This is a genomic window from Providencia sp. PROV188 (assembly GCF_027595165.1).
GTDB classification, from domain to species: Bacteria; Pseudomonadota; Gammaproteobacteria; order Enterobacterales; family Enterobacteriaceae; genus Providencia; species Providencia lanzhouensis.
In genome coordinates, this window is sequence record NZ_CP097291.1 from 3,433,462 (window position 1) to 3,448,474 (window position 15,013).

The 15,013-nt window shown below is 42.7% G+C and carries 12 protein-coding genes; 10 read left to right on the forward strand and 2 right to left on the reverse strand.

Annotation, left to right across the window (positions count from 1 at the left end; translation table 11 throughout):
- The first annotated feature begins 63 nt into the window (after positions 1-63).
- Positions 64-933, forward strand: coding sequence for a LysR substrate-binding domain-containing protein (locus tag M5X66_RS15745; protein ID WP_154633982.1), 870 nt, complete (start codon positions 64-66; stop codon positions 931-933).
- Positions 934-975: 42 nt separating this feature from the next.
- Here the strand turns inward: M5X66_RS15745 and M5X66_RS15750 are convergent, their stop codons facing one another.
- Positions 976-2,328 (reverse strand): polysaccharide deacetylase family protein, encoded by a 1,353-nt coding sequence (locus M5X66_RS15750; RefSeq protein ID WP_270103716.1) that lies wholly within the window; start codon positions 2,326-2,328, stop codon positions 976-978.
- A gap of 286 nt (positions 2,329-2,614) precedes the next feature.
- Positions 2,615-3,313 carry an L-ribulose-5-phosphate 4-epimerase gene (araD, locus tag M5X66_RS15755; protein ID WP_270103717.1) on the reverse strand — a complete coding sequence of 233 codons (699 nt, stop codon included), beginning with the start codon at positions 3,311-3,313 and terminating at the stop codon, positions 2,615-2,617.
- Between the two features lie 538 nt (positions 3,314-3,851).
- Between araD and M5X66_RS15760 the strand changes: the two genes are divergently transcribed.
- The 9 genes from M5X66_RS15760 (at position 3,852) to M5X66_RS15800 (ending at position 14,931) form a co-directional block, all read left to right on the forward strand.
- Positions 3,852-4,664, forward strand: coding sequence for a DeoR/GlpR family DNA-binding transcription regulator (locus tag M5X66_RS15760; RefSeq protein ID WP_165906944.1), 813 nt, complete (start codon positions 3,852-3,854; stop codon positions 4,662-4,664).
- Between the two features lie 239 nt (positions 4,665-4,903).
- On the forward strand, positions 4,904-5,896 hold the full coding sequence (locus tag M5X66_RS15765; protein WP_036949290.1) for a substrate-binding domain-containing protein: 993 nt from the start codon (positions 4,904-4,906) through the stop codon (positions 5,894-5,896).
- A 142-nt stretch (positions 5,897-6,038) separates the two neighbouring features.
- Complete coding sequence (locus tag M5X66_RS15770) at positions 6,039-7,544, forward strand: sugar ABC transporter ATP-binding protein (RefSeq protein ID WP_036949224.1); 1,506 nt, start codon at positions 6,039-6,041, stop codon at positions 7,542-7,544.
- Entirely contained in the window at positions 7,537-8,526 is a 990-nt protein-coding gene (locus M5X66_RS15775; protein ID WP_036949223.1) for an ABC transporter permease, read from the forward strand. The genes M5X66_RS15770 and M5X66_RS15775 overlap by 8 nt, the downstream gene beginning before the upstream one ends.
- A gap of 13 nt (positions 8,527-8,539) precedes the next feature.
- Positions 8,540-9,574: an ABC transporter permease gene (locus M5X66_RS15780; protein ID WP_270103718.1), complete on the forward strand. Its 1,035-nt coding sequence runs from the start codon at positions 8,540-8,542 to the stop codon at positions 9,572-9,574.
- 16 nt (positions 9,575-9,590) lie between these two features.
- Positions 9,591-10,460, forward strand: coding sequence for an L-ribulose-5-phosphate 3-epimerase (locus tag M5X66_RS15785; RefSeq protein WP_108479520.1), 870 nt, complete (start codon positions 9,591-9,593; stop codon positions 10,458-10,460).
- A 10-nt stretch (positions 10,461-10,470) separates the two neighbouring features.
- A complete protein-coding gene (locus M5X66_RS15790) occupies positions 10,471-11,943 on the forward strand; it encodes an FGGY-family carbohydrate kinase (RefSeq protein WP_036949220.1) in 1,473 nt (490 codons plus the stop codon).
- Positions 11,944-12,924: 981 nt separating this feature from the next.
- Entirely contained in the window at positions 12,925-14,343 is a 1,419-nt protein-coding gene (locus tag M5X66_RS15795) for an NAD(P)/FAD-dependent oxidoreductase (RefSeq protein ID WP_036949218.1), read from the forward strand.
- Positions 14,344-14,427: 84 nt separating this feature from the next.
- Entirely contained in the window at positions 14,428-14,931 is a 504-nt protein-coding gene (locus M5X66_RS15800) for a RidA family protein (RefSeq protein WP_036949217.1), read from the forward strand.
- Positions 14,932-15,013: the final 82 nt, after the last annotated feature.

Below are 15,013 nucleotides of genomic sequence, written 5' to 3' on the forward strand. Positions count from 1 at the left end.
CCTTGATAGCCATAAAACTAACGATATAATTAGCGCGCAACTGATTAGATGAGCTTATCAAGAATGCTAAAATATTGGCCACCATTAAATGCATTGCGCGGTTTTGAAGCGGCCGCCCGATTGGGAAGTTTCCATCAAGCCGCAGCGCAATTGCATGTCACACAATCTGCAATTAGTCAGCAAATTCGTAGTTTAGAAAGCCAACTCGAGCAGCCACTATTTATTCGACAAGGACGCAGTGTCACGCTCACAGATGCCGGGCAGGATTTTTACACTAGTGTTCAGGATACATTGAAACAATTAGCGATTGGGGTACGCAGGCTCGATCAGTATCGAAAATCTAACCAACTTATTGTGAACACAACGCCTGCATTTGCTCGTCACTGGCTATTACCTCGACTTGGACAGTTTCAACAACGACACCCTGACATTGATATCTGGTTATTCACCACCTATGACGTACCCAATATGGAAATGGAAACGATTGATATCGCGATCCGTGATGACCTAGCCATACAAAATGAATGTACTTTTGAAGTGTTATATCAGGATAGTCTCTACCCAGCTTGCCACCCTAGCCTGCTCGGTGCTAAATCGCCTTTAACGCTACACGGCGAGCGAGAAATGGATTGGAGTAACTGGGTTATTGGCGGTGGTGAATCAGTTGGACAATCACAAAAAGGAGTGAACTTTTCAGATCCGAGTCTGTTATTAGATGCCGTCAGCCAAGGATTGGGGATCGGATTAGTCAGTCAATTACTCGCTGCACACGCTCTAAATTCAGGGCAATTAATTCCACTCACCGAGCAGCGCGTAACAGGCGCTAAATGGGCATGGTTAATTCATAAAGACGCTGAACTCAACCCATTAACACAATATTTCCGCCAATGGTTAATAGCCGAAATGGCAACATGTTCAGCGCAAAACGAATAAAACCTTGGGCCTTTTACGTGCTGCACCCAAGGTCTTTTCAACTTATTTATCAACGACAACGTTCTTATTCACCACATCCTGCTCGCTATTGCCTACCATCAAAGCAAATTTGCTAATCGGGTCAGTGCTGTAGGCATACAGGCGTTTTAGTGCATAAGGGTTATCACCGAGCTTGACCTTACCTTGGATGGTAGACACCGCAATATGTAAGCCCGCTTCTTTTGCCGCATCAATCGCCGTTTGGTTATAGGCACCGAACGGGTAAGCTAAATAGCGCTGATCTCTTTCGAATTTCGCCAATGCTTTCATTGAACGTTTAAAATCCAGCATGATCGTGTGCTCTTTACGGCTAAAAATAATCGGGTTATTACGGTTATCTAAGCGATGTAAAAAGTGCGTATGGGATTGAATGTTGAAAACATCTTGGCTCTCTTTAATTTCTTGCTTACTCATAAATTGCAGAGAATCCGGATCCCATTTTTGCGGCTGAGTTTTGATACGCGAAGAGATGACAAACAGCGTCGCCTGTTGCTGGTTATCTCTTAAAATAGGCAATGCATAGCGATAAACGGATTTAAGCCCGTCATCAAACGTGAGTACCACAGCACGCCCGGGTAAATTCGCACTCTTATTTAAATAACCTTCCACATCTTCGAGCGATAATGTTTGATACCCCATCTCTTTGAGGTAATTCATTTGCTCACGAAAAGCATCAACCGAGGTTGTCGTCGAAGTATGGCGAAAGTTTTTATTTTCACCGTCCTCGAGAATATGGTGATAAGTAAAAATAGGAATGCCTTTATCAATCGCCACATCATTTAAGCGAACATAACCCAGACGATCCCCGAGGCGAATGGTTAACCATGAGGTTTTGTCCCCATCTTCATCCGTTTTGATCATTCGAGCTAATACGGGATAGCGAAGATTTTCCCATAAAGAGGCGATTTGCCGCGAATCTTCATCAGTTGCACTGAATACCGGCGTTTTTTGGCTTGTAATCAAATAATCATAAACTGGGTTTTTAAGATCGTTTAAACGGTCATCTTCAGGGATATTCCGAGGCTTCTTTTTGGATATCTGAGTGCTTTTAACATAGGCGAAATCATTACCAAACTGTAGGGCATTATAGTCACCATTTGGACTATAGGCGTAAAAGCCATTGTCTGGATTAATTTCTCCAACAACACGCATTTGACCGCCTACAATAGCAAAGATGTTTTCTGGCGCTTTTGTCTGAATCAATTTGGGAGGTACATCCACAAGCTCCCAATTATCAAGATTGATCGCTTTTGAACCACTGATAATTAAATTATTATTTTTTATATCCGCAGCATGTGAAACAGAAAAAAGATTAACGAAAAAGGTCAAAAATAGAAAAAGTACTCGATTAGACATGTCCTTTCCACTCAGTATCACCAATACACCGCGCCAGTTTAAACCGACTTACAATTTAACCCTATACCCTGATAAAAATATTTTTGCATGGCAAAGCCACGATAATACGTCCGTGGCTGTTGTTATAGATAATTTGCTATAGGTAATTTGTTATGGATAATTGTATATGGCATTCAATAGACACTGAGCGAGTTAAAACCTTTCAATTAAATGAAAAATAAATTTATCAACTTATTAACAATAAAATGAATAGTCTTAAAATAACGTATTTAAAAAGAAATAAACTCTACTTTTGCCCGTAATACGCATTTTTTCCATGTTTACGTAAATAATGTTTATCCAGTAATTCTTGCTGCATATCGTCAATTTTAGGTGTCAATTGACGCGTAAATAAATTCATATACGCAATCTCTTCCAATACCACTGCATTGTGTACCGCATTATGAGCATCTTTGCCCCAAGCGAATGGACCGTGGCTATGGACTAATACCGCGGGAATATCCTTTGCAGAAATTCCGAGCTGTTTAAATGTTTCAATAATCACATGCCCAGTTTCTCTCTCATATTCACCCGCTATCTCACTTTCTGTCATTTTACGGGTGCAAGGTATTTCACCATAAAAATAATCGGCATGTGTAGTACCTAATGCACTTAGTGGTAGGCCAGCTTGTGCCCAAATAGTTGCATGGCGCGAATGGGTATGAACGATACCACCAATCTCGGGAAAAGCTTGATATAGCGCTAAATGGGTATCAGTGTCAGAAGAAGGCTTATATTTTCCTTCGATGACTTCACCAGTGGTTAATGAAACAACCACCATGTCATCCGCTTTCATGGTTTCATAATCCACCCCGGAAGGCTTAATCACCATCAAACCGGCTTTGCGGTCTACTCCACTTACGTTACCCCACGTAAACGTCACTAGCTTATGTTTGGGTAATTCAAGATTCGCCTCAAATACTTGCTGTTTTAATGTTTCCAGCATGATTACCTCCCTAGGTGTAAAAAGATGGCGTGAATACGATATGAAAATAGCGAGTCATATCAACGACAAGGTTCTCTTTTATTCTCTATTTACTGTCGATGAATAGACGTTGTTCTTATTATTAAGGTAAACAGATTTAGCTGAATAAAAAAGTCCGACGCTTTACAAATCATTAACAAAACAACATAAATCAGTCATACTCGGTCATAATCGGTCTAACTAAAACAAAAATACGCCTAATAAAAATGCCCGAATATGTGAAAGTTGATTAATGCTTCGTCTAGTTTCTGTCTATATACCGCCATATTTAGTGATCTAATTAACGATAAAAATGAAAATATAAATGTTTGTTTCATATAAATGTGATCAATAACTCTATAAATAGCTTTGTTTGTTTCTATCCGTTATTACATGAGTCGAATCACGACAAAAAAAATTCAGCGCTGGCACACTGTTTATCGTGGAAAGAATGTTTATCGCGGAAAGAGTGTTTGTCATAGATAATAATAAACGCCATGGGCTGAATAGGAGTTTTGAGATGCTACAAGCTGAACGCCACCGATTAATTTGCTCCCATGTTTCTCAACATGGCTCAGCGTTAGTGCGCGATTTAGCTCAACTTTGTCACGTATCTCAAGAAACTATTCGCCGGGATTTAACGGTACTAGAACGTGAAAAACGTTTAATTCGTAGTTTTGGTGGTGCGGTTGCCACTGAACAAGATGAAAGCCCGGTACTGAATGTAATGCCCTCTTCGGTCAAACTCAGTCAAATGGTCGATGGTGCAGAATCCTTTCGTAAGAGAACGGAAGAAAACCCAGATGCGAAAATGAAAATCGCCAAAGCAGCGTTGAAGTTTATTCAGCCGGGTGACTGCATCATGATGGATAACAGCAGCACATGTTGGTTTCTGGCTAGGCAAATACCCGATATCGATATTACGGTGGTCACCAACTCCGTCAAAATCATTCAAGCATTAGCATGCCGAGATCGCGTTCGCGTCATTGGCATTGGTGGAGAATATTCAGAACGCCATGATGATTTTCATGGTCCTATTTCTGAAAGTATCATCCGTAGCTTTCAAATTAAAACGTTATTTTTATCATGCCAAGGATTCAATATTGAAACTGGCGTTCGAGATGGCAGTGAAGTTAATGCCAAATTAAAAAATATTATGATTCAGGTTTCTGAGAATTGTGTGTTATTAGCGGATAATAATAAATTAGACCAATATGCTTTTAGCCAAGTTTGTACCTTAAATGATATTAACGTGTTAATTACCAATAAACTTAATGATAAAAACTTCAAACAAGTATTTCCGAAGTTAAACATTATTGAATGTGATAAATAGTATTCAGTGTAATAAAGAGTATTTATATCGATGATAGTCGCAGCGTAACTAAATGAGTAAATTAAGCAATTTGTTTTTATTTTAAATAACCGAATTACACCAGGCAGCAAAGAAACCTATTAATTAAATTAACGATTAATAGAAATTAATTATATCTATCCGATTAAACAAAACATTAACCCTATGTTGATGAGCATGGCTGTATATGCACATCATCTCTGAGGAATATAACGATGAATATGAAAAAATTAGTTTTACCTTGCTTAATGGGCGCCGCACTGTTTTCCAACATGGCGATGGCTGAATCACAGAAAGCACAAAAGCCATTTACCATGGGTGTTGTGGTGAAAGTGGGGGGGATTCCTTGGTTTAACGTCATGGAGCAAGGGATCACTGAAGAAGGTAAAAAACTCGGCGTTAATGCATTCCAAGTGGGTCCAACCACCGCTGACCCTGCAGAACAAGTTCGTGCAATTGAAGATTTAATCGCGAAGAAAGTCGATGTTATCGGCGTCGTTCCTAACGATGCAAAAGTCCTTGAGCCGGTATTAAAGCGCGCCCAAGAAGCAGGCATCAAAGTGATTACTCACGAATCCCCAGATCAAAAAAATGCGGATTGGGATTTCGAATTACTGGATACCCAAAGCATGGGCGCTAACCATATGAAAGATATGGCAGCATGTATGGGTGAAGAAGGTAAATACGCCATGTTCGTGGGCAGCCTGACGGTACCTTTAGTCAACGAATGGGCTGATGCGGCAATCGCTTACCAAAAAGCACACTATCCAAAAATGCAAATGGTCGATGACCGCTTTGGTGTAGCAGAATCCGTTGATGATTCTATGCGTACTGCAAACGACCTGCTGTCTAAGCATAAAGATCTGAAAGGTATCATGTCATTTGGTTCTCAAGGACCTATCGGTGCGGGTCGCGCTATCGACAAACGCCGTAAAAACGCTGAAACCTGTGTATTCGGTACATTCACGCCGGGTCAAGGTATCAAACTGTTAGAAAAAGGCGCAATTGACGGCGGCTATATCTCTAACCCGAAAGTGGCTGGTCAAGTTTTCGTTCAAGTCGCTACGGCAATGATGAATGGCGAAGAGATCAAAACTGGCGTCAGCATCGGTGATATGGGTGAGATAAAAGTGAGTGGCAACACCATCCTCAGCGACAACCCAGTTAACCTGAATATTGAAAACACCAAAAAGCTGGTTGAAGTCGGTCTGTAAATTCGCGCTACATAATAAAAATACGACAACAGTATTATTTTGTTCCACATAGTTTAAGTGACAACAGCACCCTATTTAGGTCTGATAGCGGTGTCTGTTGTCACTCTGAATCTGACGACACAGTCAACACCAGGACTCCACTATGACAGCCGAAAAAAACTCCCCACTGATTACGTTACGGGATCTTTCCAAAAGCTTTGGTGGTCATCGTGCATTACGCAATATCGACTTGACGCTAAACAAAGGTGAAGTTCATTGTTTAGCGGGCACCAATGGCTGCGGAAAAAGTACGTTAATTAAAACCATTAGCGGCGTTTATGCTCCCGATGAAGGTAGCGAAATTGAAATAGATGGCAAACGATACTCTCGCCTGACCCCAGACAAAGCGCGAGAGCTTGGCGTTCAAGTTATCTACCAAGACTTATCCTTATTTCCTAACTTAACCGTGGCAGAAAACATCGCCTTTGAACTGAATTTAAACGGTTATTTTGGTTGGTTTCAAAAAGGGAAAGTGAGGGAAAAAGCGTTACAAATTCTCAAAGAACTTGAGTTCACCATTGACCCTGATACCCCAGTGCAGTTTCTCCCCATTGCCCAGCGTCAGCAAGTAGCCATTTGCCGCGCACTGGTTGCGGATGCACGCTTAGTGATCATGGATGAGCCAACGGCCTCGTTAACTCGCACCGAAGTTAATCAGCTACTTTCTACCGTGAACTACTTAAAAAACAAAGGTATCACCGTTGTTTTTGTCAGCCATCGGTTAGAGGAAGTAAAAGAAATTTCTGACCGCATTACCGTTATTCGTGATGGGCAAAAAATGGGAACATGGCCAGCAGAAGACCTGACAACGCGCAAAATCACTGAGCTGATGACAGGGCTTGATATTGTTCATGAACGCAAATCACCCAATAACGCAGAAGAAACTCACACGGTCTTAGAACTGAAAAACCTCAGCCGTGCTGGGCAATACCAGAATATTTCCCTGTCATTAAAGCGCGGTGAAGTACTGGGACTTTGCGGATTATTAGGCTCTGGTCGTACCGAGCTTGCCCTTTCTCTGTTTGGGATAACCCGCCCTGACAGCGGCGAAATGATCGTCGAAGACAAGCCAATTATCTTCAAAAATAATGCCCAAGCTATCAAACATGGTATTGGTTACGTGTCTGAAGACCGCCTGACACTGGGGGCAATTTTGCAGCAGTCTATCGCCGACAATATGGTGATTTCGATTTTAGATCGCCTGAAAACCCCTCTTCATCTGATTGATGAGCAAAAATGCCAGCAAATCGTCCAAGAGTGGATCGCGGATTTGGATATTAAAGTGACCGACCCAAACAATGCTCTCTCCACCTTATCAGGGGGAAATCAGCAGAAAGTGGTGCTCGCCAAATGGATCCTGACGCGCCCTAAAGTGCTGATCCTTGATGCCCCTACCGTGGGGGTCGATATCGGTGCTAAAGACAGCATTTACAAGCTGATACATCGACTTTCTGGTGTTGGGATCGCCATTTTATTGATCACCGATGAAGCCTCTGAAGCTTTCTACAACTGCGATCGCATTTTACATATGAAGCAAGGATCTATCGTCAAAGAAATTGTGACGGATTCCATGACTGAGCAACAATTGGAGGAAATCATCAATGGCTAATTGGCAAAAACTTCGTCCGCAGTCTGTTGAAGGCTGGCTAATCTGGGTGATCCTCATCATGGTGGTGTTTTTCACCTTAATGAGCCCACAATTTCTCACTATTCAAAACTTGCTCGACTTAAGCGAAAGCTATGCGGTCACCGGTATTTTTGCACTGGGATTATTTGTGGTACTCGTCACTGGTGGTATTGATATCTCTTTCGCCGCCGTTGCCTCGGTTGTCCAATATGTGATTGCCACTTTCTTACTGCAAGGATTACTCGAAAGCCCAACCCTCAGTATCGCCCTTGCGATTGTCATCGGGATCACCTTTGGGTTGATCAACGCAATTTTGATTTACTCCCTCAATGTGGTGTCGATCATTATCACTATTAGTATGCAATCTTTGCTGTTCGGCATGCTGATGTGGCTAACCAACGGACACAGTATCTACGACTTACCGGATTGGTGGGTTGATCCTGTCACCATCCTGCCTTTTGAAGTGGATGGTGAATATTATCAAATTGGTTTGCCATTGATCGTGATGTTAGGGATCGCGTTTTTAACGTGGATCTTAATGAACAAAACCCACATTGGTCGCCAACTGTATGCGGTAGGCGGCAGCCAAGAATCAGCTTCACGTATTGGTATTCGCGTCTGGGTGATTTATCTGTTTGCTTACGGTTATCTCGGTGCGATGGCCGCTATCGGCGGCATGCTGCAAACCTATCGCATGAGTGAAGTGGTGCCTAGCGCCTTAGTGGGTGGCGAGCTTGATGTTCTCGCAGCCGCGGTATTAGGTGGCGCGAGTTTATCCGGCGGTCGCGGTAGCGTTATCGGTACGCTTATGGGGGTTTTCCTCATCGGTATCTTGAAAAACGGTCTGAACTTGATCGGGGTGTCTAACTACTTCGTCAATATCGTCATCGGTATGGTCATTCTTATCGCTATTTGCATTACTCACTACAAAAAGCGTAAAGAAACGGACGTAGGCTTTGTTTAACAGGAATATCACCATGAAAAAACAAGATTTTTTTAAAATTGATGGCTCTGTTATCGGACTGCTTTCAATCTTTTTGGTCGCTATTGCGGCTTTCAGTATCGCCATGCCAGGGCACTTTTTTACCCAGAATACCTTTTTAAGTATTACCTTTCAGTTGCCAGAGCTGGGTCTTCTGACCTTCGCCATGTTTGTTCCGATGTTGAGTGGCGGGTTAAACCTCGCCATTATCAGCACCGCTAACTTGACTGGCTTGTTTATGGCTTGGGTATTTATCAATTACCTGCCTGTTGATGCAGGAACGGGCACGCAGCTAATGTGGTTGGTCTTTGCATTAATCGGTGCCACCTTTATCGCCGTTATTATTGGCTGCTTAACAGGGCTAATGATTTCCCATATTGGCGCTCATCCTATTTTGGTCACACTTGGTTCCATGACTATTATCAGCGGTATTGGTGTTTACCTTACCAAAGGTGCCGCACTCAGTGGGATGCCGCCAGTGGTTCGCGCCATTGGCTCTGACACCGTTTTCGGTATGCCGATCGCCATGATTATTTTCATTGTGACCGCGATTATTTTGGCTCTGTTTTTAGGTCGCACCCGCCTTGGTAAAAATATCTATATGAGCGGCAGCAACATCAATGCTACGTGGTTTAGCGGCGTGCGTACCGACCGAGTTATGATCGCGATTTACACCATTTCAAGCCTGCTGTGTGTGTTGGCAGGGCTGATCATGATGGCGCGCTTTAACTCAGCCCGCATGGGATACGGGGATTCTTACTTACTGCTGACCATTTTAGCCATCGTATTGGGAGGCACAAACCCATTTGGCGGCGTCGGTAAAGTCAGCCGCGTCTTCTGCGCATTGCTCGTTCTGCAAGTCATTGCAACTGGTCTTAGCCTGTTGGGCGTCAGCCTGCACTTCAATCTCGCGGTTTGGGGCATTACGTTGATCCTCGCTCTCGCCTTCAAATTCTTTAAAGAAAAATGGAGCGCTAAGCGTGCAATGACACGCAATCAACGCCTCAATAAAGCATCCGTACAAAATTAACTTACAGGGAATAAAGATGACTATTTCACGAAAAAATCCGATTGGTATCTATGAAAAAGCCCTTCCAAAGCACAGTAGCTGGAGCGAAAAATTAGCTATCGCAAAAGCGGCAGGATTTGATTTTGTCGAGATGTCGGTTGATGAAACGGACGAGCGTTTAGCCCGTCTAGATTGGAGTTTGGAACAACGCTTAGAGTTAGTAGCTGCCATCCAAAAAACCCAGGTACGCATCCCTACGATGTGTCTATCGGGTCACCGTCGTTTTCCATTTGGTAGCCATGATGCAGATACCCGTCAAAAAGCCCGTGAATTAATGACAAAAGCCATTAAATTGGCTCAAGATCTGGGTATCCGTACCATTCAGTTGGCTGGCTACGATGTGTATTACGAAGAGCAAGATGAAGGCACCATTGCGCGCTTTGAAGAAGGCATGAAATGGGTCGCTGAAATTGCCGCAGCTTCTCAGGTGATGTGCGCCGTCGAAATCATGGATACGCCATTTATGAATTCGATCACGAAATGGCAAGCGCTTGCCGATAAAATTCGCTCACCGTGGTTCCAAGTCTATCCTGATGTCGGTAACTTAACCGCTTGGGGTAGTGATGTGGCTGCCGAGTTAACCAAAGGCATTGAAAATATTGTTGCTCTGCATCTGAAAGATACCTACGCCGTAACAGACAGTTGCAAAGGTCAATTCCGTGATGTGCCATTCGGCGAAGGGTGCGTGGATTTTGTGGCACTGTTCAAACAGCTTAAGCAGCTCAATTATCGTGGCACCTTCTTAATTGAAATGTGGACGGAAAAAGCCGATGAACCGCTGATTGAGATCATCAAAGCGCGCCATTGGATTGAAGAAAAAATGCAGCAAGCGGGCTGGGAAAACTAAGGAGCTAACAATGAGCACATTTTTCATGGGTGTCGACCTTGGAGGCACCGTGATCAAAGCTGGGATCTACAGCCCTGAAGGGCAAGAACTGGTGGTTGCTGAGCACCCTTTTCCCACTGAAAGTCCACAAGCTGGGTTTAGTGAGCGTAATATGGAAACCCTGTGGCAAGTCACCTGCGGCGTTATCCGTGAAGCTATCGCCAAAAGCCAGTTGTCTGCATCACAAATCGCAGGCGTCAGCTTTTCCTCCCACGGCAAAGGGCTATATTTACTGGATAAACACGGAAAACCCGTCAGAAACGGCATTGTTTCTTCGGATTCCCGCGCACAAGCGATTGTCGATCAATGGCACCAAAATGGCACCGCAGAGCAAGCATATCCCCTAAGCTTGCAGCAACTTTGGGCATCACACCCCGTTGCCCTGCTAAATTGGTTAAAACAATATGAGCCAGACAGCTATCGCGATGGTCGTTATGTTTTAATGGTTCACGACTATATTCGTTATCGATTAACTGACCAGCTCACTTGCGAAGAAACCAATATTTCAGGCAGCCAACTCTATAACCCAACAACCTCCAGTTACGATCCTAAACTCTGTGAATTGTTTGGTATTGAAGAGGCTAACGACAAACTCGCCCCCGTGATTAACTCCGCACAGTCAGCGGGCTGCGTCACGACTCATGCCGCAAAAGAGTGTGGTCTTAAAGAAGGAACGCCAGTATTTGGTGGGTTCTTCGATGTGGTGGGAGCCGCGCTGTCATCAGGTGTCAGCCAGAAAGATAAGCTCAGTGCCGTCGCTGGAACCTGGACTATCTCCACGCGTGTTTTTGATAAAATCATGCCTGCCGATTACCCTTATGTGTGGGGAAAATACTGTATTCCAGGCACCTATTTTGTTCATGAAGGAAGTCCAACCTCAGCCAGTAACCTCGCTTGGTTCACACGACACTTTTTCGACCAACGCTTGCAAGATTACAAAGTACTCAATGCTTGCGTTGCAGAAGGAGCCACACGGCAAAACGATATTCTATTTTTCCCTTGGTTATATGGTTCTAACTACCACAGTAACTTGCATGGCGGGCTACTTGGGTTAAGCTCCCATCATACTGAAGGGGATATTGCCTACGCCATTTATCAGGGAATTGTGTTTTCTCATTTGCTGCATCAAGACCGTATTGTTGGCATTGATGACTGCACTCAGGCTATTCGCTTTACTGGCGGTCCAACCAATTCGGCGTTATGGATGCAAATGTTCTGTGATGCCAGTAATTTGCCTCTTGAAGTGGTGGATGTTCAGCAGTCAGGCTGCCAAGCCGCCGCACTGTGTGCCGCAGTCGGCTCTGGATATTATTCAGGGTTTGATACCGCGATTGCATCAAGCACACCGAAAATCACCGCGTATCAACCTAACCTTATAGCTCATCAGCAGCTACGGGATAAGTTCGTCCGCTTTAAAGCGGTAGCAGATGCGTTGAGTTGCTAACCATAATTGCCTCCCTTAACGTTCATTAAAAGGGAGGCATAACCTATCCCCCTCACCAATTATCCCTCTCATTTTAGATATATTTATCTAATAACCAGACTTTAAATATTTATTTTTTAACATTTTATTAACCAAATTTTTTAGCTTAAAAACCAATCAAATGTTAAATTCTAAAATAAATAAAATTTTTCCCAACTAATTAATATGAGCAAATTATCATCAAAATAAAAAAATACATTCGCTCTTTATATGAAAAATGAAAATGCAAAAAATCAGCATAAATAAAATCATTACACTTAGTAGTGTTAATAATTACATTTATACATGGATAATTAACAACCGAATACTCTCAAGAATGATGTGGGATTTATTTAGATTAAGGATTGGAAGCAAAAAAAATTATCAAATAAATAATTAACCTATTATGCCAAGAAAATCACAGTAAAAATAAAAAATCATATTTTTCATACTGATATAAATAAAAATGCGTATAGAACAAAAAAGAATCATCTATAACACTATCAGTAAATATACGGTGCAACTAAACGTAAATTAATTGTATGCAAATCCATCAGGTGATTATAAAATAGCTAAAAAATTTAACTTAACTTTTATTTTTTACGATAAAAACGAAATCAAACTTAATCTAAATTCAGCATAATCAACTGATATTAATTATTTGGCACTTCCTTAATTTGGGCACTGAAATATTTAACTTATCTGAAATTTAGATATTTACACCTGTACACTTTTACTGACATTCACAATTAAAATTGTCTATTTCTGCTATTGATAAAATAATCCAAATTGCGACAAACCCCCAACAACACTGACCAGATCAAATAACCCACTCAAACTTTTCACTCAATTTTATTAACAAATACTTTCGATACTTAACAATTTCAAAATATATGATAAGATCATCATCTCAATTTGAAATTATTTACTATATAAAAAACAAGATTGTTATTGAGGTTATAGATGAAAATCTCGAGAAGAAAACTATTATTAGGGGTTGGTGCTGCTGGTGTTATTGCTGGGGGCGCAGCTGTTGTCCCTATGATCCGCAGAGAAGGTCGTTTTGAATCTACGCCATCACGCGTACCTGCAGTCGCGGGTACCGAAGGTAAATTACCAGCATCTGCTGATGCGGTTGTTATCGGTGCTGGTCTGCAAGGCATCATGACTGCGATTAACCTGAAAGAGCGCGGCTTAAACGTTGTTATCTGTGAAAAAGGCGTTGTTGGCGGCGAGCAATCTGGTCGCGCATACAGCCAGATCATCAGCTATAAAACCTCCCCAGCTATTTTCCCATTACACCACTACGGAAAAATTCAATGGCTCGGCATGAACGAAAAAATCGGTGCTGATACCAGCTACCGTGTTCAAGGTCGTGTTGAAGTTCCTTCAAGCGAAGAAGATCTGGAAGTTGCAAGAGCGTGGATCAAATCTGCGTCTGAAAACCCAGGTTTCGATACCCCGCTGAGAACCCGTATGATCGAAGGTCAAGAACTGGCTAATCGTCTGGTTGGTGCTCAATCTCCATGGAAAATTGGTGGTTTTGAAGAAGATTCTGGTAGCCTTGACCCGGAAACTGTTACCCCAGCAATGGCTAACTACGCAAAATCAATTGGTATTCCAATCTACCTGAATTGCGCAGTTCGTGGCTTAGAAACCGCAGGCGGTAAAATTTCTGATGTTGTCACTGAAAAAGGTGCAATCAAAACCTCTCAAGTCGTTCTGACTGGTGGTATCTGGTCACGTCTGTTCATGGGTAACTTAGGTGTTGATGTCCCTACTCTGAACGTTTACCTGTCTCAACAGCGTATTACTGGCGTTCCAGGCGCACCAAAAGGTAACGTCCACCTGCCAAACGGTATCCACTTCCGTGAACAAGCAGACGGTACTTACGCGGTTGCACCACGTATCTTCACCAGCTCTATCGTGAAAGACAGCTTCCTGTTAGGACCTCGCTTCCTGCACGTATTAGGCGGCGGTGAATTACCATTAGAATTCTCTATCGGTAAAGACCTGTTCAACTCATTCACTATGGCAACTTCTTGGAACTTAGACGAGAAGACTCCATTCGAAGAGTTCCGTACAGCAACTAACACGCCAAACAACGACCACTTAGATGGCGTTCTTGAGCGTCTAAGAAAAGAATTCCCAGTATTTAAAGAATCTAAAGTTGTTGAACGTTGGGGCGGCACCGTTTCTCCAACTGATGACGAGATTCCAATCATTTCTAAAGTTGAACAATACCCAGGCCTGGTTATCAATACCGCGACTGGTTGGGGTATGACTGAAAGCCCGGCGGCGGGTCGATTAACTGCTGAATTGTTAATGGACGAGAAGACATTTATCGATCCAACGCCTTATAAACTGTCTCGTTTTAACTAATTAAAACGAAACACAATTAGATGGAACCTATCGAGCCCCTCACGGTCTTAATAGGTTCCTACTTTCATATATAAAGGAGTTATTATGCGCTACAAAACTTTACTGCTTTCCTTACCTTTAGTTTTAGGTGTAGCAACTGCAAACGCAGCAGACGATGTGAAACGTGTTCCAGTTAAAGGTTTCCCAATCGCTGAATCAGTAGAAATCAGCGCGAACAACAGCCTCATCTTCCTGAGCGGGAAAGTTCCTTCTAAAATCTCTAAAGATGCTCCAGAAGGCGTTTTAGAGTCTTACGGTAACACTGAAGTACAAACAATCAACGTTCTGAAACAAATTCAAGCGACTCTGGGTGAAATGGGTCTGACTATGAATGACGTTGTTAAAATGCAAGTTTTCTTAGTTGGTGGTGATGAAACTAAAGGAACTATGGACTTCGCTGGCTTCATGGCTGGCTACAACAAGTTCTATGAAACTGAAAAAGTGACCAATCTGCCAGCTCGTTCTACCTTCCAAGTCGCTAAACTGGCTAACCCAGCTTGGAGAGTGGAAATTGAAGTAACCGCAGTTCGCCCAGCAGCTAAAAAATAATTTTTAACTGACAACGAATGCTTAAAACGGCCGACTATTTATTTCCGCTTTGGCTTGGAAGTAAACATTAGCGGCCGTTTTT

Excerpts from the sequence above, each read along its gene's own strand:
- M5X66_RS15780 (WP_270103718.1), top strand. The coding sequence starts at position 8,540 with ATGAAAAAACAAGATTTTTTTAAAATTGATGGCTCTGTTATCGGACTG.
- M5X66_RS15765 (WP_036949290.1), top strand. The coding sequence starts at position 4,904 with ATGAAAAAATTAGTTTTACCTTGCTTAATGGGCGCCGCACTGTTTTCC.
- M5X66_RS15790 (WP_036949220.1), top strand. The coding sequence starts at position 10,471 with ATGAGCACATTTTTCATGGGTGTCGACCTTGGAGGCACCGTGATCAAA.
- M5X66_RS15760 (WP_165906944.1), top strand. The coding sequence starts at position 3,852 with ATGCTACAAGCTGAACGCCACCGATTAATTTGCTCCCATGTTTCTCAA.
- M5X66_RS15795 (WP_036949218.1), top strand. The coding sequence starts at position 12,925 with ATGAAAATCTCGAGAAGAAAACTATTATTAGGGGTTGGTGCTGCTGGT.
- M5X66_RS15800 (WP_036949217.1), top strand. The coding sequence starts at position 14,428 with ATGCGCTACAAAACTTTACTGCTTTCCTTACCTTTAGTTTTAGGTGTA.
- M5X66_RS15775 (WP_036949223.1), top strand. The coding sequence starts at position 7,537 with ATGGCTAATTGGCAAAAACTTCGTCCGCAGTCTGTTGAAGGCTGGCTA.
- araD (WP_270103717.1), bottom strand. The coding sequence starts at position 3,313 with ATGCTGGAAACATTAAAACAGCAAGTATTTGAGGCGAATCTTGAATTA.
- M5X66_RS15745 (WP_154633982.1), top strand. The coding sequence starts at position 64 with ATGCTAAAATATTGGCCACCATTAAATGCATTGCGCGGTTTTGAAGCG.
- M5X66_RS15785 (WP_108479520.1), top strand. The coding sequence starts at position 9,591 with ATGACTATTTCACGAAAAAATCCGATTGGTATCTATGAAAAAGCCCTT.
- M5X66_RS15750 (WP_270103716.1), bottom strand. The coding sequence starts at position 2,328 with ATGTCTAATCGAGTACTTTTTCTATTTTTGACCTTTTTCGTTAATCTT.
- M5X66_RS15770 (WP_036949224.1), top strand. The coding sequence starts at position 6,039 with ATGACAGCCGAAAAAAACTCCCCACTGATTACGTTACGGGATCTTTCC.